Annotated in this window: 15 protein-coding genes; 6 read left to right on the top strand and 9 right to left on the bottom strand. The window is 44.5% G+C overall.

Going from position 1 to position 22809, the window contains the following annotated elements; genetic code table 11:
• Positions 1–13: 13 nt before the first annotated feature.
• The 6 genes from AC3E9V_RS16175 to AC3E9V_RS16150 all read left to right on the top strand — a co-directional run bounded on the left by AC3E9V_RS16175 (position 14) and on the right by AC3E9V_RS16150 (position 10451).
• A complete protein-coding gene (locus AC3E9V_RS16175) occupies positions 14–1327 on the top strand; it encodes a pectate lyase family protein (RefSeq protein WP_488749176.1) in 1314 nt (437 codons plus the stop codon).
• On the top strand, positions 1324–2280 hold the full coding sequence (locus tag AC3E9V_RS16170) for an alpha/beta hydrolase fold domain-containing protein (RefSeq protein ID WP_488749175.1): 957 nt from the start codon (positions 1324–1326) through the stop codon (positions 2278–2280). Before AC3E9V_RS16175 ends, AC3E9V_RS16170 begins: the two co-directional genes overlap by 4 nt.
• A gap of 12 nt (positions 2281–2292) precedes the next feature.
• Positions 2293–4020: a right-handed parallel beta-helix repeat-containing protein gene (locus AC3E9V_RS16165; RefSeq protein WP_488749174.1), complete on the top strand. Its 1728-nt coding sequence runs from the start codon at positions 2293–2295 to the stop codon at positions 4018–4020.
• A 642-nt stretch (positions 4021–4662) separates the two neighbouring features.
• Positions 4663–5745: an efflux RND transporter periplasmic adaptor subunit gene (locus tag AC3E9V_RS16160; RefSeq protein WP_488749173.1), complete on the top strand. Its 1083-nt coding sequence runs from the start codon at positions 4663–4665 to the stop codon at positions 5743–5745.
• A gap of 27 nt (positions 5746–5772) precedes the next feature.
• Positions 5773–9003, top strand: a complete 3231-nt coding sequence (locus tag AC3E9V_RS16155) for an efflux RND transporter permease subunit (RefSeq protein WP_488749172.1) — start codon at positions 5773–5775, stop codon at positions 9001–9003.
• A 17-nt stretch (positions 9004–9020) separates the two neighbouring features.
• Complete coding sequence (locus AC3E9V_RS16150) at positions 9021–10451, top strand: TolC family protein (RefSeq protein ID WP_488749171.1); 1431 nt, start codon at positions 9021–9023, stop codon at positions 10449–10451.
• 70 nt (positions 10452–10521) lie between these two features.
• Here the strand turns inward: AC3E9V_RS16150 and AC3E9V_RS16145 are convergent, their stop codons facing one another.
• From AC3E9V_RS16145 to AC3E9V_RS16105, 9 genes are all read right to left on the bottom strand, one after another.
• On the bottom strand, positions 10522–12579 hold the full coding sequence (locus tag AC3E9V_RS16145; RefSeq protein WP_488749170.1) for a copper-translocating P-type ATPase: 2058 nt from the start codon (positions 12577–12579) through the stop codon (positions 10522–10524).
• Positions 12580–12753: 174 nt separating this feature from the next.
• On the bottom strand, positions 12754–13308 hold the full coding sequence (locus AC3E9V_RS16140; RefSeq protein WP_488749169.1) for a DUF4136 domain-containing protein: 555 nt from the start codon (positions 13306–13308) through the stop codon (positions 12754–12756).
• 84 nt (positions 13309–13392) lie between these two features.
• Positions 13393–13782, bottom strand: a complete 390-nt coding sequence (locus AC3E9V_RS16135; protein WP_488749168.1) for a DUF302 domain-containing protein — start codon at positions 13780–13782, stop codon at positions 13393–13395.
• Positions 13783–13924: 142 nt separating this feature from the next.
• A complete protein-coding gene (locus AC3E9V_RS16130; RefSeq protein WP_488749167.1) occupies positions 13925–14413 on the bottom strand; it encodes a DUF3347 domain-containing protein in 489 nt (162 codons plus the stop codon).
• Positions 14414–14445: 32 nt separating this feature from the next.
• On the bottom strand, positions 14446–16239 hold the full coding sequence (locus tag AC3E9V_RS16125) for an efflux RND transporter periplasmic adaptor subunit (RefSeq protein ID WP_488749166.1): 1794 nt from the start codon (positions 16237–16239) through the stop codon (positions 14446–14448).
• On the bottom strand, positions 16236–17465 hold the full coding sequence (locus AC3E9V_RS16120; RefSeq protein ID WP_488749165.1) for a TolC family protein: 1230 nt from the start codon (positions 17463–17465) through the stop codon (positions 16236–16238). Before AC3E9V_RS16120 ends, AC3E9V_RS16125 begins: the two co-directional genes overlap by 4 nt.
• Positions 17462–18199, bottom strand: coding sequence for an acetolactate decarboxylase (locus tag AC3E9V_RS16115; RefSeq protein WP_488749164.1), 738 nt, complete (start codon positions 18197–18199; stop codon positions 17462–17464). The genes AC3E9V_RS16120 and AC3E9V_RS16115 overlap by 4 nt, the downstream gene beginning before the upstream one ends.
• A gap of 40 nt (positions 18200–18239) precedes the next feature.
• Positions 18240–22235, bottom strand: a complete 3996-nt coding sequence (locus tag AC3E9V_RS16110) for an efflux RND transporter permease subunit (RefSeq protein WP_488749163.1) — start codon at positions 22233–22235, stop codon at positions 18240–18242.
• Between the two features lie 108 nt (positions 22236–22343).
• Positions 22344–22754 carry an HYC_CC_PP family protein gene (locus AC3E9V_RS16105; RefSeq protein ID WP_488749162.1) on the bottom strand — a complete coding sequence of 137 codons (411 nt, stop codon included), beginning with the start codon at positions 22752–22754 and terminating at the stop codon, positions 22344–22346.
• Positions 22755–22809 lie beyond the last annotated feature (55 nt).

The following is a 22809-nucleotide window of genomic DNA, read 5'->3' as shown; positions in this document are numbered from 1 at the left end:
AAGTCAAAAACTGATGCTGAGATTAAGTCTGATAATGGGGTTGTTTTTCATGTACCTGTTTACTTGCGCACAGCCTATTGCTTTTCCCGGAGCAGAGGGATTTGGAAAATTTACCACCGGCGGCAGGGGAGGAAAAGTTCTAATCGTAACGAATCTGAATGATTCGGGAGAGGGGAGTTTGCGTGAAGCGCTGAGAAAGGACTATCCCCGCATCATTGTATTTGCTGTTTCGGGTACCATTGAGTTAGAATCTGACCTGGATATCAATGATGGCAATGTGACCATTGCTGGTCAGAGTGCTCCTGGTGATGGTATCACACTCAAAAATTATCCCTTAAAAGTAAAGGGTGATAATATCATCATAAGATATATCCGTTCACGCATGGGTGACGAACGAAAAGTCCAGGATGACGCAATTAGTATCACCAACAACAAAAACATCATAGTGGACCATTGCTCTTTCAGCTGGGGTACGGATGAGTGTGCTACCTTTTATGATAATGAAAACCTTACGGTACAGTGGTGCATCATTTCAGAAAGTCTGAATAACTCGGTTCATCAGAAAGGCGAACATGGTTATGGCGGTATTTGGGGTGGAAAAAAAGCTTCTTTCCATCATAATATTTTTGCACATCATAAAAGCCGAAATCCGCGCTTTCATGGAGCCCGGTATCATAAGCAACCTGCTTTGGAAATTGTGGATTTTAGAAACAATGTTATTTATAACTGGCAAGCCAATAATAGCTACGGTGGTGAGGAAGGCAATCATAACGTGATCAATAACTATTACAAGGCTGGTCCTGCTACCAGGTCCAAAGAAGATAAGATTCTGGATCCGTTTGATCCCTATGGGAAATTTTACCTCTCTGGCAATGTTTTAGAAGGTGATGAGGAAGTAAATCAGGATAACTGGGAAGGAGTAGCTGCAGATGAGGATGTGTTGAATGAGATCAAGCTAGTAGAACCACTTGAGGTTGATCCTGTATCCACCAGCTCCGCAACAGAAGCATTTAATGAAGTTATAAAAGATGCCGGAGCTAATCATGCAAGGGATGAAGTAGATAGTCGGGTTCTTGAAGAAGCCAAAAATGGTACGGCGACTTACGGAGAAGGCGGGATTATTGATATGCAATCACAGGCTGGTGGCTGGCCGGAGCTGATCTGCGAAAAGGCTCCCAGGGATAGTGATCAGGATGGAATGCCAGATAAATGGGAAAGGCGTAATAAACTTAATCCAGACGATGCCTCTGACGGAACAGGCTTTGATTTGGATAAATACTATACAAACGTAGAAGTGTATTTGAACTCGCTGGTAGAGGTAGAATGAAGAATAAGCTTTCATTAGTAGTCTTAATGGTAATCTTTGGGAGTGTTTCTGCTCAGGACATTCTAAGAGATACTACTTACACAGTATCCAGAACATTTGCCAAAGTCCAAAAATATCATCCGGAGGCCAAAGCTTCTGTAGTTTATTCTGAGCCCTCAGGTAATATTCTGGTAGATAAAGAAGTGGTTTACAGAACTATTGGTGACCGTCAGTTACCAGCAAATTGCTTTTATCCAAAACCAGTGGGAGGAACTAAATATCCTGGGATACTCCTGATTCACGGAGGCGGATGGAGAGCCGGGAATAAATCACTTATGACACCTATGGCTGAGCGTTTGGCTGCTGAAGGGTATGTGGTGATTGCACCGGAATATCGGCTTTCCCTGGAAGCTCAATTTCCAGCAGCTGTCCATGATCTAAAGTATGCCATTAACTGGATGCGAGCCAATACTGAAGACTACCAGCTCAACCCTGATCAGATAGCAGTGATGGGCTGCTCAGCGGGGGGACAGTTGGCCGCTCTGATCGGCACAACAAATGGAAATTCTGAATTTGAGCCTGATGGCCGGACTCATTCGACTGAAGTACAGGCCATCATTGATGTAGATGGAGTCCTTGCTTTCAAACACCCTGAATCTGAAGAGGGCAGAGTAGCTTCGGAGTGGCTGGGTGGAACATATGAAGAGGTGCCTGAAACGTGGGAAAAGGCCTCTGCCCTGACACATGCTGGTCCGGATACACCCCCTGTACTATTTCTCGGGAGTTCTTACCCAAGATTTTTAGCCGGAAGGCAGGATTTCATTGACAAGATTTCAAAATACAATACCTATTCAAAAACCAAAATATTTGGCGATGCACCCCATTCCTTCTGGCTGTTCAACCCCTGGTTTGAACCGGCAATAAAGGAAGTGCTCAGCTTTTTAGAACTTAACTTTAAAACTAAAAACAATTAATACATAGCATATATGAATACGAAGGGGTCGATATTGATGATCATTCTGGGAGCACTGATTCTCCTGATGGCTTGTGAGGAAGATGAACCGATGGATACCATTTTGGTTAGCTATATTTCCATCAAAGGTGACTTTATTGAAGATGGGGGTACAAGTCAACTTACAGCTGTTATTAGCCCGGATGATGCAACCAATCAGAAAGTGGAGTGGTCCGTGTCTAATGAGTCTGTTGCCACTATTTCTGAAGATGGTTTACTGACAGCAGTGTCCAATGGTGTTGTTACCGTTACAGTTACCGCTACTGATGGTTCTGGTGTCACAGCAAACAAGTCATTCGAAGTTTCAGGTGTAAAGGGTCCCCAGGTGTTGGTTGAGAGTATTTCAGTTCAGGGAGGTGATATTGCAGATGGTAAATCTCAACAACTGAGCGTAGAAGTATTACCAACAAATGCCACTAACAAAGTTGTGTCCTGGTCCGTGTCCGATGAAAGCATTGCGGAGATATCTGGAAGCGGGCTGTTGACCCCTAAGGTAAACGGAACGATAACAGTCACAGCTTCTGCTACTGATGAGTCAGGAGTGACAGGAACACTTGGAATTAAAATCACCGGAGTTCCGGAAGATGGTTTGGTAGTTGATAATAAAGGAGACCTGCTTACTGCTATAGCCAATGCCGATCCCGGTGATAAGATTTATGTGAGAGAAGGAACTTACACTTTCAATACCACCATTTCTATCAACAGAGATGGAACCGAGGGGAACATGATTATCCTGTTGGCTTATCCTGGTGATGATAGTAGGCCATTGTTTGATTTTTCATCTATGTCTGAAAGTTCTTCCAACAGGGGTATTCAGCTTAATGGAAGCTATTGGCATATTAAGGGAATAGATGTGTACAATGCCGGTGATAACGGAATGTTCATCAAAGGGCATAACAATCTCATTGAATTCTGTACCTTCTACGAGAACGCGGACAGTGGTCTTCAGATTGGAAACGGGGCCAGTAACAATACCGTTCTGAACTGTGACTCTTACTATAATGCCGATTCATCCATCGAGAATGCTGATGGGTTTGCCTGTAAGCTGGATGCCGGGGATGGCAACAAATTCATTGGCTGTCGTGCATGGCAAAACCTGGATGATGGATGGGATGGTTACATGAGAGGGAATGATAATATTACTACCACTTATGAAAACTGCTGGGCCTTTAAAAACGGATACCTCAAAGATGGAACTGTAGGAGGAGGAGATGGAAATGGGTTTAAAACCGGAGGGAGTGATGATAAGACCCTTAAGCACAATGCCATCTATACGAATTGTATCGCTGCTGGTAATGTCTACGACGGATTTGACCACAATAGCAATCGGGGAGATGTTACACTCTACAATTGTAGTGCTCATAACAATGGTCGGAACATCAGCTTTGGGTCAACTAATATTGCCAACTCGCTGACCATCAAAAACACTATATCCATAGGCGGTAGTGGAGACAGCTATCAGGCAACTACTACGGACATTACCAACAACAGCTGGCAAGACGGGCTGGTAGCTGATTCGGATGATTTTATAAGCCTGAATATGGATCTTTTAGAAAGCCCTCGAAATGCCGATGGCAGCCTTCCGGATATAGACTATTTGTATTTGAAAGCCGGTAGTGACCTGGTTGATAAGGGGGTGGATGTTGGATTACCATTTAATGGTTCAGCTCCTGATCTGGGAGCTTTTGAGGCCGGAAATTAATCCTGACGAAAATATAAAATTTGTCAGGACAAGGGCTAAGCCCTGGTAATTCAGGGTCACAAACTTAGATGACAGAACGACCCAAGCTCGAGAAAATGATGGGTTTTTTAGATCTGTCATCGGTAGGATAAACTAAGGCAGACCAACTCTAAGGCAAGGTTGGTCATAAACCCGGCTCCCAGGGGGCCGGGTTTTTTGGTGTTTATCAAAACATCCGAATTAATGTCGGTTACTGGTTTAGAGTACAACTTTGATGTAGTTGCTGATTATAACATTTCTAATAAGTACTAAAGACTCCTGTTTTGAAAAGAAAAAGTTTAAAACTGACTTACTTTCCCTGATCCAGGGTTCCTTTTTTCATCGACATATTTCACACGTTGGACTACATAAATAGCTCCTCCGTAAATTAAAAATTCCACAGGATTTTGAATCCAGATTTTATCCAGAATTGAAATCTAGTATTGCTCCTGTATTAAAAACGGAATAAAAAAGGACCATGAATGATCAACTAACATCAAATCAAACACGAGGATTCAGACTGATTTTGCCAGAGATCCTATATGCTAACACATTGTAATCTAAATATCCCTAAATCAAAGTTTTATTAACCTAATTGTAAAGTAGTTAATTGTGAAAATTATCATGAACAGAATTCTCATGATCACTGTCGTATGTGCCTCACTATTTTTGGCTGGATGTCAATCACACGAAGAACATCACGAATCAAACGGCAAGTTTTTGGTAACATCTCCAGTCAGAAAGGATACTCTGATCACCAGAAATTATGTATGTCAGATCCATTCCATCCAGCACATAGAGCTTCGGGCTCTGGAGAGGGGCTATCTTGAAAAGATCTATGTAGATGAGGGACAGTTTGTGAAAAAGGGGCAGCTGATGTTTCAAATTATGCCCAGACTTTACCAGGCTGAGTTGAAAAAAGCAGAAGCTGAGGCACACTTTGCGGAAATTGAATACCAAAACACGAAGAGGTTAGCAGAGAGCAATGTGGTGGCTCCAACAGAGTTAGCCCTGGCAGAGGCAAAGTTTGATAAAGCAAAAGCCGAATTGTCGTTGGCTCAGGTTCACCTGGATTTTACACAGGTGCGGGCTCCTTTTGATGGCATTATGGATCATTTTCATGTCCGGCTGGGTAGCCTCCTGGAGGAAGGAGAGCTGCTCACTACGCTTTCCGATAACCATGAAATGTGGGTCTATTTCAATGTGCCGGAAGCAGAGTATCTCGACTATAAGATCAAAGTAAATCCTGATAGCACGCTGAAGGTAAAGTTGTTGATGGCCAACAACAAACTTTTTGACTATGAGGGGGAGGTGACCACCATAGAGGCCGATTTTAATAATGAGACTGGGAATATCGCTTTTAGAGCCACATTTCCTAATCCAAAAGGGCTTTTAAGGCATGGAGAAACCGGAAATATTTTGGTGGATGTGCCGCTGGAAAATGCGCTATTGATCCCCCAGAAAACGACGTTCGAGATCCTTGACAAACAGTATGTTTTTGTCGTCAGAGATGACAATGTAATCAAATCAAGGGAAATCAGGATAATTCACGAGTTGCCTCATTTATATGTGGTGGCGGCAGGGTTATCAGAAGATGATAAGATCCTGCTGGATGGCCTGAGGAAGGTGAGGGATAATGATCACATAACCTATGATTATGAAAACCCGGAATCAGTGCTGAGTCAGCTGGATTTATATGCCGAATAATGTGTCAACTCAGAAAAGGTAAGAAAAATGTTTAGAAAAATTCTTCACAGACCGGTCCTCTCCATAGTGATTTCATTGATGCTTGTCTTCACTGGAGTTATCACCATTTATCAGTTGCCCATATCGCAGTTTCCGCAAATTGCTCCTACGACGGTCAATATATTTGTTGCTTACTCGGGCGCCAGTGCAGATGTATTAGTTAAATCCACTCTCGTGCCTCTGGAAACAGCCATCAATGGAGTCCAGGGAATGAGGTACATTGCTTCTGATGCTACCAGTGCCGGAGAAGGCACCATTCGGATAATTTTTGAACCTGGAACAGACCCAAACCAAGCAGTGGTAAGAGTGAAAACAAGGGTTGATCAGGTGTTGCCTCTGCTCCCTCCACTGGTTCAGAGAGAAGGGGTGATCATTACCCCGATCCAGCCAAGTATGTTGATGTATGTGAATCTATTCAGTAAAGATGATAATACTGATGAGAAATTTTTGTACAACTACGCCTACACCAGGATAATGCCGGAAATCCAACGGATCACTGGTATTGCCCGGGCTCAAATCCTGGGGAGTAGGGAATATGCCATGCGTGTTTGGCTGAAGCCCGACCGGATGCGGGCCTACAATATATCGGTGGAAGAAGTGATGGAGGCGATGGAAGAACAAAGTATCATCGGAAGGCCTGGTCGATTAGGCAGGAGTTCAGGGAAAGCTGCTCAATCCCTGGAATATGTTCTGACGTATCAAGGCAGGTATAATAAAGCGGAGCAATATGAAAACATCATTGTTCGGGCCAATGAAGAAGGTGAAATCATAAGCTTAAAGGATATTGCTACTGTAGAGCTGGGTAGCAGGTTTTTTGACATTTACTCAAACCTGGATGGTGAACCGTCTGCATCCATGGTATTGAAACAAACCGTGGGCAGTAATGCCAGTGAGGTAATTAAGAATGTAAAAGCCAGGCTGGAAGAGTTGAAAGGGGAGTTTCCTCCGGGAATGGATTATCAGATCAGCTATGATGTTTCACAGTTTTTGGATGCCTCTATCGACCAGGTGACACATACTCTGCGGGATGCTTTTATATTGGTAGCATTAGTGGTATTTGTTTTTCTGGGGGACTGGCGTTCTACCCTGATCCCGATCCTGGCTGTTCCGGTATCGCTGATCGGAACATTTTTCATGATGCAGCTTTTTGGCCTTTCCATAAACCTGATTACTCTGTTCGCATTGGTGCTGGCCATCGGTATAGTAGTGGATAATGCTATCGTGGTTGTAGAAGCTGTTCATGCTAAAATGGAGGAGGAAAATCTCTCGCCATACAATGCTACACAGAAGGTGCTCGGAGAGATCAGTGGTGCCATAATAGCCATTACACTGGTCATGTCAGCCGTGTTTATTCCGCTTGTGTTCATGACAGGTCCTGTAGGAGTGTTTTACCGGCAGTTCTCCATCGCTATGGCTTCCTCCATAGTGATTTCCGGAGTGGTAGCGTTGACCTTAACTCCAGTGCTCTGTGCCATTATACTGAAGAATAACTATGGGAAGCAGAAGAAGATGGGTCCTCTCAATAAGGCGCTTGATAGTTTTAACAGGATGTTTGATCGAGGAACCAATTTCTATGTCAGGATCTTAAAATTGATTGTGAACAGGAGGCTTGTCACATTCGGTATTTTGCTGGCATTCGGTGCAGGGATATTCCTCGAAAGTCAGGTGCTTCCATCCGGGTTTATTCCTGGCGAAGACCAGGGCACCATCTACGCCATTATCCAGACATCTCCGGGAGCCACGCTGGAGAGGACCAACAAGGTGGCTCAGCAATTACAACGGATCTGTGAAGAAACAGAAGGCATCGAATCTGTCACCTCTCTGGCTGGCTATGAGATTATGACCGAGGGAAGAGGCTCCAATGCGGGTACCTGCTTGATTAACCTGAAAAACTGGTCAGAGCGTGAACACTCCGTACATGAAATCATGGAAGAATTGGAAGAAAAATCAAAGGACCTGGGAGCGATCATTGAATTCTTCGAGCCTCCGGCTGTTCCTGGATTTGGGTCCTCGGGTGGTTTTTCTATGCGTCTGTTGGACAAGACCAATAACATCGACTATCAGGAATTTGACAAGATCAATCAAGGTTTTATGGATGCTTTGCGTAAGCGCAAAGAGGTGACCGGACTATTCACCTTTTATGCTGCCAACTATCCACAGTATGAATTGGAAATAGACAATAAGGTAGCTATGCAAAAGGGTGTGTCTATCGGGAGAGCCATGGAAAACCTCAATATTTTAATAGGGAGTACCTTTGAACAGGGATTTATCCGGTTTGGCCGCTTCTTTAAGGTGTATACCCAAGCCGCTCCTGAATACAGACGATATCCTTCAGATCTTGACAACCTGTTTGTAAAGAATGAGCATGGTGAAATGGTGCCTTATTCGTCTTTCATGACAATCAGGAAGAAGCAGGGTCCAAATGAGATCACACGCTATAATTTGTACAATTCAGCGGCTATCAGAGGACTCCCGGCGGCTGGATACACCACCAAGGATGCCATAGATGCCATAAAAGAGGTTGCTGCAGAAACACTACCCAGAGGATGTGATATTGCCTGGGAGGGTCTTTCCTATGATGAAGCTTCAAGAGGAAATGAAGCGGTCTTTATCTTCCTTGTTGTTTTGATATTTGTGTACCTTATCCTCGCAGCTCAGTATGAAAGTTTCTTATTGCCTCTGCCTGTGATCCTTTCTCTTCCGGTCGGAGTTTTTGGTTCGTTCTTTTTACTAAAGCTCATGGGGCTGGCTAATGATATTTATGCCCAGGTAGGATTGATCATGTTAATTGGTTTGTTGGGGAAAAATGCGGTGCTGATTGTAGAATTTGCCGTGCAAAAGCATCATCAGGGAGCTACAGTCCTTGAGGCGGCAGTTGAAGGTGCCAGGGTGCGTTTTCGCCCAATATTAATGACCTCCTTTGCGTTCATGGCCGGATTGATCCCTCTGGTGATTGCCACCGGCCCGGGAGCCATAGGCAACCGTACTATCGGTTCATCAGCGTTGGGAGGAATGTTCATAGGTACCGTTTTCGGAGTATTGATCATCCCCGGACTGTATTACATTTTTGGTAAACTGGCAGAAGGCCGGGCGTTGATTAAGGACGAATATGACGAACCCTTGTCAGAAGAATATGTGCATACAATGGAGGAAAGAGACAGGATGCTACGTGAACATCATAGTGACCATTTTGACTCTGATAACAAAGAGAAAGAATAATCGAACCATTGATCTTAATGAAAAATATTATACATAAATGTTTAGGTGGGATTCTCTTTATGATGAGTATATCAGCTTGTACACCTGAGCTAACGGTTAAAAAATTGGTAAATAGGTCTACTCCTGAAAGTTTCAATCAGGCGCAGGATACCACCAATACCGCAAATATCAGCTGGAAGGAGTATTTCACAGATCCATACCTGATCGCCCTGATTGACACTGCATTAAATAATAATCAGGAGTTGAATATTACTTTTCAGGAGATTGATATTGCGAGAAATGAAGTGATGGCCAGAAAAGGGGAATATTTACCTTTTGTTGATATAAAGGCAGGAGCAGGAATAGACAAGGTAGGCCAGTATACCCGAAATGGAGCGGTAGAAGAAAATCTGAATATCAGGGAGGGAGAGGAGTTTCCCGAACCATTTCCGGACCTCATGGTCGGGGCATATGCTTCGTGGGAGGTGGATATCTGGCGAAAACTGCGAAATGCTAAAAAATCTGCGTATACCCGTTATCTGGCCTCAGTAGAGGGACGAAATTTCATGGTGACCAATTTGATTGCGGAGATCGCCAATTCCTATTATGAACTTCTGGCACTTGATAATCAGCTGGCTATCGTAAAACAGAATATACAGATCCAGAGCGATGCCCTGAAAATTGTGAAGCTACAAAAACAATCTACCAGGGTGACTGAGCTGGCAGTGCGCAGGTTTGAGGCACAGGTGCTTAATACTAGAAGCCTCCAATATAGGATTCAGCAGGAGATCATCGAAACAGAAAACCGTATAAATTTTCTCCTGGGTCGGTATCCTCAGCCTGTACCCAGAGATTCTGAATCGTTTGGAGAGCTGGTGCCTGACTCCATCAGGGTTGGTATTCCCTCCCAGCTTTTGGAAAATCGCCCCGATGTGCGGCAGGCAGAGCTGGAGCTGGCTGCAGCCAAACTGGATGTGAAAGTGGCAAAAGCGCGATTTTATCCTTCATTTGGGATTGCAGCCGGAGTAGGTTATCAGGCTTTTAATCCAGCTTACCTGATCACAACGCCTGAATCATTGGTCTATTCGTTGGCTGGAGACCTCACAGCCCCTCTGGTCAATAGAAAAGCAATAAAGGCAACCTATTTCAATGCAAATGCAAAACAAATTCAGGCCGTTTATAATTATGAGCAGACGCTCCTCAATGCATACATTGAAGTGGCCAACCAACTGTCCAGGATCGGTAACCTGGAAAGTAGCCTGGAGCTGAAACAGCAGCAGGTAGAGGCCCTGAATGAATCAATTGAGATCTCTAACAATCTCTTTAGATCAGCTCGCGCAGATTATATGGAAGTATTGTTGACACAACGAGATGCACTGGAATCCCGGTTTGAGCTTATTGAGACAAAAATGCAGCAACTCAGAGCGTATGTCAATGTCTATCAGGCACTGGGAGGTGGCTGGAATTAGTTTTTAGAAGGTTAGGGTGGTTTACATAGTTGAAAGCCATTTTGCAAAATGCAAAATGGCTTTACTTTTCTTATCGTTTATTGAATTTAAGTCTCAGCAGTTGAGCATTACCCGCACAAATAATCGTACTTAAGCTCATCAAAGCTGCGCCAAGTGCCGGATTGATCATAATGCCCTGATAAAATAATACCCCAGCTGCCAATGGTATAGCCACGATATTGTATCCTGAAGCCCAGATGAGGTTCTGAACCATCTTCCGATAGGTAGCTCGCCCAAACAGGATCAGGTTAGCAATGTCTTTGGGGCTGCTTTCCGTAAGAATGATGTCGGCGGTTTCTGCAGCTATATCTGTTCCTGATCCTACGGCTATACCTATATCTGCCTTTGCCAGGGCAGGGGCATCATTGACACCATCTCCGGTCATAGCTACATACGCTCCCTCTTTCTGGAGCTTCTCTACCAGCTCCGATTTTTCATGCGGCAATACCTGACTGTAATACCCATCAAGATTCAGTTGGTCAGCTACGGATTTAGCGGTTTGCTCATTATCACCAGTTGCCATTAGTACTTTGATCCCTTTGCTTTTGAGTATTTCTATGGCTTCCCTGCTCTCAGCACGTATCTGATCGCTCAAAGCAATGAATCCCATCAATTCCTCTTTTTTAAGAACAAATACTACGGTTTCGGCTACATCTGTAAAGGCATTATTTGGTAATTCTTTACCAGCATCTTTCAGGTAACCCGGGCTGACGATCCGATAGGTATCACCGTCAATTTTTGCTGAAACTCCCTTTCCTTTTTCCGAATTGAAATCACTGACCTTTGGCAGGGCTAACTCTTTCTCTTTTGCTGCTCTGACAATCCCTCTGGCGATAGGGTGCTCAGAGTTTTGCTCAATGGCAGCCGCAACTGTGAGGAGTTGATCGTTGTCTGACCCATCTTGTGTTTCAACTCTACTCACGCTGAAATTGCCTTCCGTCAGTGTACCCGTTTTATCAAATATGATAGTAGTGATCTTTCGACTGTTTTCAAAGGCAGTACGGTTTCGGATCAAAAGTCCGTTTTTGGCTGATAATGCCGTAGAAATGGACACTACAAGAGGAACTGCCAAACCAAGAGCGTGTGGACAGGTGATGATCATCACGGTGACTGTCCGTTCCAAAGCAAAGTCCATGTTTTGAGCGGAGAAAAAGCCCCAGGCAATGAAGGTGATCACACCCACACCGATGGCAATGTATGCCAGCCAACCGGCAGCTCTGTTGGCCAGGTTTTGGGTTTTGGATTTGGTCTGCTGGGCTTCTTCCACCAGTTTGATGACTTTGTTGAGATAGCTGCCCTCTCCGGAAGAAGTCACTTCCACTTTCAGGCTTCCGTCACCATTGATCGCACCACCGATCACTTCATCGCCTTCACCTTTTTCGACTGGTTTGCTTTCACCCGTCAGAGCACTTTCATTCAGGTCACTGGTTCCTTCCACGATTTTGCCGTCTGCCGGCACCTTTTCACCAGGCTTGATAAGAATGGTGTTTCCCTTTTTTAGCTCACTGATACTGACTTCCCGGATGTCATTACCCTCCACCAGATGGGCTTCTGAAGGCATAAGCTCAGCAAGCTTTTCCAATGCCTTGCTGGCACCCATAATGGAACGCATTTCCAGCCAGTGACCAAGGAGCATAATATCTATTAAGGTTACCAGCTCCCAGTAAAATACCTTGCCCTGCAAGCCTAGTACGACGGCTGTACTGTAAGCCCAGGCTACTGTGATGGCAATAGCAATCAGTGTCATCATGCCTGGGCCACCTTCGGAAAGTTCATCTTTCAATCCCTTCAGGAATGGCCAGCCACCATAGATGAAAATCAGGGTAGCCAGTGTTGCTGCTGCATAATCCATTCCTGGAAATGAAAACGACAGCCCCAGAAATCCCTGGATCATTTCTGAAAAGGCCAGAACAGGGATAGATAGTGCTGTGTTGATGTAAAAGCGTTTCTTAAAATCCTCAATCATGTGTGCGTGGTGATCATGGTGGCTGTGTCCACCACCTCCGTGACTATGATGATGATCATGATTTTGTCCGCCATGATGCTCGTGCCTATCATGATGGTGCTCGTGGTGATGATGTTCGCTCATATTGTAATTGTTTATACACAAAAATACCGTCACTTACAGGTGCAGCTGTTACATCTTGTTGCGTATTCGTTAGATTATTTTGTGGTGCTAATTCGCTCTGCTCTTATATAAAAAGACCACAAAAGTCCCTAATTGTTCATAGGCTTTTGTAGTCTTTTCTCCACACTAAAGCTGCTAATTAGCCCGGTGATCATAGTTTGAAAAGATCATCGACACAGCATTTCGGATCTCCTCCTGTTTGTTTTTGGTAGCTGTTTCGATCACTTCCGGAGCATACCCCTGCCATACCAGCTGTTTTCTTGATTTATCGATCAGCTCGATGATCACTCCACCTTCCTTTTGGTTAGAGGAGGTGGGGTAAGTGTAGGGGGAGTAACCATACCAGTAATATGGTGAAGGGACGTAGTTTCTTTGGTTATTGCTTTTTTCTACAATGACGCGGGAGTTTACCAAAAGATCTGGTGAAACGGGGTCCAGTTCATATCCACGCCCGTCCATTTCTGTTTCAATGGCCTTTTTAAGCCGCTTTTTGGTTAGTGAATTATAGAAAAGCGGATTCTCCTCCCCGTTCTTATTTTGAAATTCATCTGACCAGTAGTAGGTTTTATATTCATTGAAATCCGCATCCCGATCGTAATCTGTAATTACGGAATACCTGGATACAGTACATCCTGAAATGAAGATTAAGCTGGTGATTGTTAATGCTATGATTGATTTTACAGGTATCATGATCATTTATTTTAGTTAACAATCGTTTACTTATATAACCAACCAGCAGGCAGCATGTTTTGCCGGGACCAGTCAGATCAGGGGTTAAAGGTGCTCAATGACTGTCTTCAGTCTACTCTGAATTTCTTGAGCGATATGTCCGAGTTCTTCATTTTCAATGGCCTGCATGGAAGCTACCGGGTCAACTGCAGAAACTTCTATGGAACCGTCCTCAAGTTGCTGTACCACTACGTTGCAGGGTAGCATGGTTCCGATCTTGTTTTCAGCTTTCAGGGCTTTAAAAGCAAAAGGAGGATTGCAGGCTCCCAGGATCTTATACGGTCTGAAGTCCTCATTAAGCTTTTTTTTCATCGTTTCCTTTACATCGATTTGAGTAAGAATGCCAAAGCCTTGTACGGATAGCGCTTCGGTTACTTTTTCGATAGCTTCATCAAAAGAAATATTTGTCAGCGTTTTTGAATGGTAATAGTTCATAATTTTAAGTGTTATGTTATACTCTCATGAACGTTTCCGTGCATATTAGTTTGTAACAAAAGTCACATTGGAAATTAATGGACTACAAAAGTCTCTTTTATTTACTCTTGAGACTTTTGTAGTATGTGGGGCAGTATTTTTCCTATAACTCCTCTGTCACCTTTCCACACTTCAGCATCATATCTCCAAAGTATGGGTTTCGGATCTCCTCAGAGTTACTGATCCAGTTGGCTCCCTGATTGTTAAAAGCCATAGGGCAGTATTGTACGTAAAGCGTGGTGGTGTTGTCTGTTGCCTTCACAGCTGGAATCAACAAGTCAGTTACTTCTTTGAAAGCTGTACGCTGTTCTTTGATGTCATCACTTTCAGAGATTTTTTTAGCAGCTGCCAGCAGCTCTTCGCTCATATTAGCTTTTTTAAGCTGATCGAGCAGTATCTGACTGGCATTTTTGGCATTTGAAGCGTCAGTTGCTACAAGGGCATCTTTCATTTTAATATAAGCATCTATAACTCCCGAAAGGTCCTGGTTTTGAGTGATTTCGGTTGATTCTGCCTGATCGTTTGCTCCTTCACTTTGTTTTGGGGAAGAGCAAGCCAGCATGATTGCTGTAAGTGTGATTGTTAAATACATGGTTTTCATTGTTTTATATTGATTGTCATTAGTTAAAGTTCATCGTCTACATTTCCACAGGTTAGCATTGCTTCTCCGAAATATGGATTTAAAATTTCCTCGGTATCGCTAAGCCAATAAGCGCCGGTATTGTTAATAGCCATGGGGCAATATTGCCTGTAACCATCAATGTCTACCTGGTATTTTTTAAGAGAATGATAAAGCTGGTCGCTTAATGGGAGTAAGGTTTTGCGCATACCCTCGAGCCCCATTCCATTGACCATACTTTCCGCTGAAGTTTTAAGCACCTCCAGATCTTTCATCCATTCCATGTGGGCTGCTCCTTTGAGTAATTTCATATCTGCCTTTTGAATGGCGGTTAGCAGTGGCTTTGCTTTTTCACTGGCTTCTTTTGGATCGCTGGCTACTAAGGCATCTTTTACCAGCAGGTAAGCCTGGAAAACATTTGCCAGTTGATTCCTGAATGCTTTATCCACTTCGTAAGTCTCTGCTACGGTGTTTACCTCCGGATCAGTTTCAGGTTGTGAGGAGGAATTTTGCATTTGCCCGTGATTGTGGCCACTCATTCCGGCTCCACCTTCTTTGGCCATCATGCTTGGTTTGCCTGCGAGCTGCGCTGCGGCATCAATGCTAAAGGTGCCGTTTACAGCGATCTCTTCACCTGCCTCCACACCATCTTCGATTATGTAACTATCACCCAGGGCAGGTCCCAGCGTTACTTCCCGCATGCGAAAGTACAGTCCCTGATCCGTTGTGGTTTTCACATAGACCACGGAGCGTTTGCCGGTCCACATCACAGCTGATTTTGGGACGACCAGCTGATCATCGTTTTGCTTCAGTTTTGAGTCAATGGTACCTGAAACAAACATTTCCGGTTTGAGAAGGCCTTCACTATTTGGTACAGTCAGTCTTGCTTTTGCAACCCGGGTTTTAGGGTTGATGACCGGGTCAATATAATCAATAGCGCCTGCAAAGGTCTTGCCTGGGAGTGAAGAGATCATAAATGTGACTTTGTCGCCCTTATTTATCCAGGCCATGTCACTTTCATACACATCGAATTGGACCCACACACGAGACAGGTCGGCTATTTCATAGATCGTTTCGCCAAGCTTAATGTAGTCTCCCAGGTTGACTTTCTTTTCGGTCACGTATCCGGAAATGTCGGCTGTGATAGGAAATGCCTCTTTTGTTTTTCCTGCCTGGATAATTTCATCAACCTGGCTTGAGGATATCTTCCAGTTCCTGAGTTTTTCTCGTGCTGCCTTATACAGGTCGGGCTGATTTTCCCGGATCTTCCAGGCTTCAAAAAGTTCCTGTTGAGCAGTAACCAGTTCAGGCGAATAGACACTTGCTAGTCGAGAGCCCTTTTTGATGTATTCTCCGGTGAAGTTAACATGGAGCTTTTCGACACGCCCGGGAATGTGGGTCGATTGAGAATATACTAACCGTTCGTCGGCCTGGATTTTTCCGTTTAGTTTGATAGCCTTCACAGGAGCTTCTGAGCCGACTTTGGCTGTAACAACATTGGCCAGCTGCATGGCTGTAGGTGACATAGCTATTGCCATCGGGTCGATACCATCACCGCCGGTTTCATCTACGGGTATTAGGTCCATTCCGCAGATTGGGCAACTTCCGGGTTCGTTTTGCCTGATCTGAGGGTGCATTGAGCAGGTCCAAACTTCCGAAGTGTCAGTGTGCTGATGCTCCGCGGTCTCCGTGGTATTCACCGGCTTATTGCCCGATGACCCGATGAACCAACCAGCCAGACCACCCAGAATTAAGAGGCCGGCGATTTGTAGATATTTATTTTTTAATAGGTTCTTCATAGTTCACTTGTATTTGAAGTGAGATAATTCAGTTTTGCCTGCTCAATAAAGTATTGAGCTTCGGCTGAAGCCTTTTGCTTCTGATATTTCAATAGTTTTTGTTGCGTGTTGAGGATCTCCTCAAAATCCGTTTCTGCGTTTTCGTATGATGAAAAAAGGAGTCTCAATGTCCTGTCCGTCTCTTCGATTTGTCGCTCGAAAAGCAATGCCAGATCTGATTGTTTTTGCAATTCAAAATAGCTGGATTCAAATTGAGACCGAAGGGAGTTGGTAATAGCCTCTTGTCGAAGTGCTGTGGCTTCTTTCATTAGCTCAGCTTCCTTGATAGCAGCTTTGTACTTCCCTCTGAAAATGGGTAAGCTGATGGTCACCATCGGCATGAGTACATCTTTTCCATTATCGGCTACTGCCATATCTTCTCTTTCTCCTACAATCACATAATCCAATCCCGCCCCGATTTTAGGGAGGCCTTGTTTTTGAGCTGCTATACCTTTTTGATCATAAGATCGCTCTTTAAGCTCCAACTCCTTGATTAGGGGGTGATTAGCCAGGGAGTCCCGGGAAACCGGGAATTCTGAAGGTAAGGCAAGGCTGTCATAAATATTTAAGCTTGCTGTAGTATCCGTATTCAACAATTCATGGAATCGTGTGATCAATGGTTTCTGTCTTTTCTCCAGGATGGAAAGGTTCGTTTTAGCATCATTGAGCATAATGTCTACCCGCAATGCATCTACCAGCGCCCCATTTCCATTTTCAAACCGGGAGGTGGCTATGGCCTTGTAAGACTCAAGTACTTCAATGTTTTCCCTTTCGATCTGCTGCCATTTCTCCAACTCGTAAAGTGGGTAATAGGCTGCTGCCACATCATAGTAGAGCTTGTTTTTTGCGTCGATGAAGGCCTGGAATTTGGCTTCAGCATCCAAAGTAGCTGCTTCTTTTTGCACCTTCAGTGTTCCAAACCACGGAAACATCTGCGTAAGAGACAGACGCGCCCTTTGTGGACCCACTCGTGTCTCTACCGGAGAGATGAAATAGCCAAAGGAAAAGTTTGGGTCCGGAAGGCTACTCACCTGGGGGACTTTCTCCATGGCTGCTTCAAATTCTTTGTATTGAGCTTTGAGCGTTGGGTTGTTCTCGGCGGCCTGTATTTGATAATCACGTAATGATTGCCCCAAAGTGACAAAACCTGAAAGTGTAAGTATCAGTATCATTAATGGCTGTTTCATGACTTTGGTATTAAAAGCTGAAAAGAATTTTCTCCGAAAACGACTGCTTCAAGATGACCTGTTTTCTGTACACCTTTAGTGACCACATGAACATGCATGTTTGAATCGTGATGTGTATAAACACCCTTAGCGTCAGTGGCATAAAAGCCAACAAGTATCACTTCTTCACCAGCTACGGACTCGTATTTTGAACTTGCCTTGTGATTGGACAGGTCTCCATTTTTCGTGTCGAAATTGATGACGTGGTAAGTGACAGAATCGGGTGTCCCTAAGACCATAAAAGGGAACGGGCCTGTGAACTTTTTCTTTATAGATAAACTGGCTATAGTCTCTTCCAGATCAATGATCGATTTAACTCGAATGGTGTCCCACCGAGCTATCCGGGAGGTCACCATTAGGGTAGCTTTGAGATTCCTGTCTTCAACTGATTTGACAGAATCATCAAGCACTTTGGAAGCAAACACCTTTCCGTTTACTACGGTAATTTCTCCTGACAGATTCTCCAAAGCACCAACTGCATAAAGGTTTGTTCTATCCATGGTATCTACCGCTAGCCGGGCCTGGTATTTCCCCTGATGCATGATCTGGCGCAGTTCACCAACGTGGCTTACAACCGACTCCCTTTTCTCCGGGGATGAGGTGCAGCTACTGGTAAAGAGAATTATTGGAATGAGAAAAGACTTAGCAAAATCACTGTAAAATGCCTTTCCCGATTGTTTATATCTATTATTCATATTCGTTTTTTTTAACCGCTTAGACATTGAGTGCACAGAGTTATTCATTTGAATTCTCATCATTCTCGTCTCTGCGTATCTCTGTTTTCTCTGTGGTTTGTTTTGAAATCTTCCATTCTTCTCGCAGGCAGTAAAGTGCTGGCACAATGAAAATACTGACCAGTGCAAATGCCATCCCACCGAATGTTGGAATAGCCATAGGCACCATGATGTCTGAACCTTTTCCTGTAGATGTCAGCACAGGGAGCAGGGCGATCATGGTGGTGGAAACGGTCATGAGTGCAGGCCGTATCCTCCGCTGGCCTGCTTCGATGACTGCCTCTCTTACCTCCTTAAGGCCGGTTGGTCTATTTCGCTCGAAGCTCTGATCCAGGTAAGTGGCTATAAGCACACCATCATCTGTGGCGATTCCAAACAGTGCGATAAATCCAACCCACACCGCAACACTCAGATTGATGGTTTTCATCTGGAAGAGGTCGCGCATATTGGTTTCAAAGACGGAAAAGTCAACGAACCAACCTTGTCCATATAGCCAGAGCATGATAAATCCTCCACTAAATGCCATCGCAATTCCTGAAAAGACCATGAAGGACGTGCTGACGGATTTGAACTGAAAGTAAAGGATCAGGAAAACGATGATCAATACGACCGGAACTATGATGGACAACCTTTTTTCTGCACGAACCTGGTTTTCATAACTGCCCGAAAATTTGTAACTAATGCCGGCAGGAACATCTAAAGCTCCTGAATCAATCTGATCCTGAATGGCTTGTTGTGCATCATTTACGACTCCTACCTCAGAGTAGCCATCACGCTTGTCAAAAAGGACATAGCCTACCAGGAAGGTTTCTTCACTCTTGATGACCTGTGGTCCTTTTACATATTCAAAGTCCACCAATTGTTTTAACGGGATCTGCGCACCGGTGGGAGTGGGCATGAGGATTTTACCGAGCGATTCCGGATCGTCTCGCAGCTCCCTGGGATACCTGACCCGGACTGGGAAGCGCTCCCGTCCTTCTACCGTAGAAGTGATCTTCATTCCTCCGATAGCAGTTTCAATGGTCTGCTGTACATCCTCAATGTTCAATCCAAATCGGGCAATTTCATCACGGTTGATATTGAGGTGCAGGTAAGGTTTCCCGACGATGCGGTCAGCGAATACTGCCTCTGCCTTTACTAAAGGAACCTGTTTCAGGATCATTTCCAGTTTCAGTCCAAAGTCCTGGATCGTTTTGAGGTCCGGGCCGTATACTTTGATCCCCATGGGTGCCCTCATGCCTGTCTGAAGCATGATCAGCCGCGTTTCGATGGGCTGTAGCTTAGGAGCAGAGGTAACACCGGGAATTTTGGTGACCTTCACTATCTCTTCCCATATATCATCAGGAGACTGGATCTCCGGACGCCAGTTGCGGAAGTATTGGCCGTTAGGATCTCTAATCAAATAATCCTCAATATTCGCCAACTGTGAATTGCTGATTAATCCATTTTGAGTTGGAAGCTGGAAGTTAGAAGTCAGGTAAACAGTGTCCTTACCATCAAACAGCCATTTTTTTTGTTTGTCAAGAACAGTCGTTGGAGTATTCAGGCTATGTTTCCTGCTTCCATCTGCCAATTCTTTTCCCCCGGGGTTCAACAGATAATTTCCATCGTCATCAACCTTGAATCGCATCCGGTGCCCATCTTCATTCAGCGCATATTCCGACTTATAATTGATGATGTTTTCGTACATAGAAACAGGAGCAGGGTCCAGGGCGGATTCTACACGTCCCAATTTACCCACGGTTAACTCGACTTCCGGAATGTTTGTGACCAGCATATCCAGCTGACCTACCACTTTTCGGTTATATTCAACGCCCGAGTGTGGCATGGAAGTAGGCATCAGTAAAAAGCTTCCTTCATTCAGGGATGGCATAAATTCCTTGCCAATACCCGGGAAAGCATGAGCCAGGGAGGACCATACAGGAGTAGTGCTCACTTCCCACCCGATCTTATCAAAACCCTTAGCCACAAAACCAAAAATGGTGTTGAAACCTAGCCAGATGTTTACTCCGAAGAGTATCAGGAAAGCCGGAATGACCAGGAAGATTGCTTTGTATTCCAAACACCAGGAAAGGATGTTTTTGTAATACTGCTCCAGCAATGTGAATGCCCCGAGAATAAATCCTACCAGGATAGAAACAAAAAGGATGTTAGCAAACAGGCTTTTTCCGGCTCCCAATGGCAGCCAGTATTTTCCTAATAGCCAGACCACACCCAGAACAACCAGGATTAGCTCGGCATTTTTCAGGACCTGGTTGTACCATCTTCCTTTTGAATTGACCGGAAACTGGCGTTTAACAAAACCGATACCGCCAAAAAGTAGCAGCATGATTCCTGCCCAACTATATCCGGCAAAAAGGCTAATCATTCCTATTAGAGCCAGAACTAATTGGGCCCATTTTGCAAGACCCGGATTTTTGATTCGGGTTCCAAAAAACCAATAGGCGAGGGTGGGTAATATTAGTAAGGCAACGATGAGGGCTGCTATCAGTGCAAATGTTTTGGTGAAAGCCAACGGACCAAAAAGCTTACCCTCAGCGGCCTGCAAGGTGAAAACCGGGATAAAGCTCACTATTGTAGTGGAAACGGCCGTTAAGATGGCTGAAGCTACTTCTGCAGACCCCTTATAGATGGTTTCTATCAGTTTTTGACCAGGAGGAGCTTCATCAAGGTGCTTGATGATGTTTTCAGACAGAATGATCCCCAGGTCCACCATGGTACCTATCGCAATAGCTATTCCTGAGAGGGCGACGATATTAGCATCCACACCAAAGTATCGCATGGCAATAAAGACCATCAGCACGGCAATCGGCAGCAAGCTGGAAATGAGGAAAGAAGCCCTGAGGTTGTACACCATGACGATCACAACCAAAATGGAGATCAGTACCTCCAATGAAAGGGCTTCTTCCAGGGTGCCTAGTGTTTCATAGATTAATTCTGAGCGATCGTAAAATGGCACGATCATGAGTTGGCTTTCAGTTCCATCGGCCAGTGTCTTCTTCGGTAAGCCAGGGGCTATCTCCCTGATCTTGGCCTTTACATTATTGATGACTTCCAGTGGATTAGCGCCATAACGTGCCACCACCACACCACCAACTACTTCAGCACCGTCTTTATCAAGGACCCCTCGCCGGGTAGCGGGACCCAGACTAACCACTGCTATATCCCGGATGCGGACCGGTACGTTATCCTGCACCGCCACTACAGCCTTTTCGATATCCTCGATTTTTTTGATATAGCCAAGTCCTCTTACGAGGTATTCGGCCTGGTTGATCTCAATGGTCTTGGCTCCAACATCTTTATTGGATTTTTGTACCGCCTGCATGACCTTATGCAGTGGTATGTCGAAGGCTTTGAGAGCATCGGGGTTTACATCAATTTGATATTCCTGAACAAAACCTCCTATAGAAGCCACTTCAGAAACTCCTTCGGTAGCGTTGAGACCATATTTTACATAAAAATCCTGAACAGAACGGATCTCATGGAGATCCCAACCGCCGGTTGGATTCCCTTCTTTATCGCGTCCTTCTATGGTATACCAAAAAATCTGTCCAAGGGCAGTTGCATCCGGACCAAGAGCCGGTTGTACTCCATCAGGAAGCAGGCCGGAGGGTAATGAATTGATTTTTTCCAGAATACGTGATCGAGACCAGTAAAATTCAATATCCTCCTTGAAGATGATGTAGATACTGGAAAACCCAAAGATGGAAGAGCTACGGATCGATTTCACTCCTGGTATCCCCAGCATATAGGTAGTGAGCGGATAGGAAATCTGATCCTCTATGTCCTGAGGTGACCTCCCGGGCCATTGTGTAAAGACAATTTGCTGGTTTTCACCAATGTCAGGAATGGCATCAACGGGGACCGGATCAGAAGGCAAGTTACCAAGCTTCCAGCCAAAGGGAGCTGTGACAATACCCCAAACAATGAAGCCGATAAGTAGGAGAACGGTTACTAACCGGTTTTCCAGAAAATATTTTATAATTCTATTTAGCATAATCTGAATGAAAGAGGTTGAAACATCGGTGATGATTCAAAAATGGCTGAAGTGTACAGTCCAGCCGTGACCCCGGGTGTTCCCGCGGTTCAATTCAAATTATAAGTACTATATGATAAAGACCTGATGTAGCGTATTCAGGTCCTGATCAGGTAAAGGTGGAGAAGGGGATATGAAGTGTTTTGGATGGACAGTTTCATCCCATATAATTTCAAAAAGCTCATAAGCAAAAGCAATCGTAACTAAAGCCGGGGTAAAATCAGCAGAGAGGTGATGCTTGATCGCCTCGTCGGTTTCCTGTGAAACGTACTCATTGGAACAGCATTCCGGGGCAGCTATGCTGTCACCTTTTTCTTTTTCAGGCATTTCCATCATGGCCATGCCACAGTCCATATGCTCATGACCCAGCATTATTTCGCTGATCACTGCATGACCGCCGCAAAAGTGCGTGCCGTAGGTGAATCCTACGTTACCAAGTAGTAGTAGCAGCGCTAATGATATGGAAATAAGCTTTTTCACTAATGTAAATATACTCTTTTGTGTAAAAATGGTTTTATATAATTATGATATGCCT

This window comes from Marinoscillum sp. HNIBRBA16962 (assembly GCF_057801515.1).
This window is presented reverse-complemented; position numbering and strand designations above follow the sequence as displayed.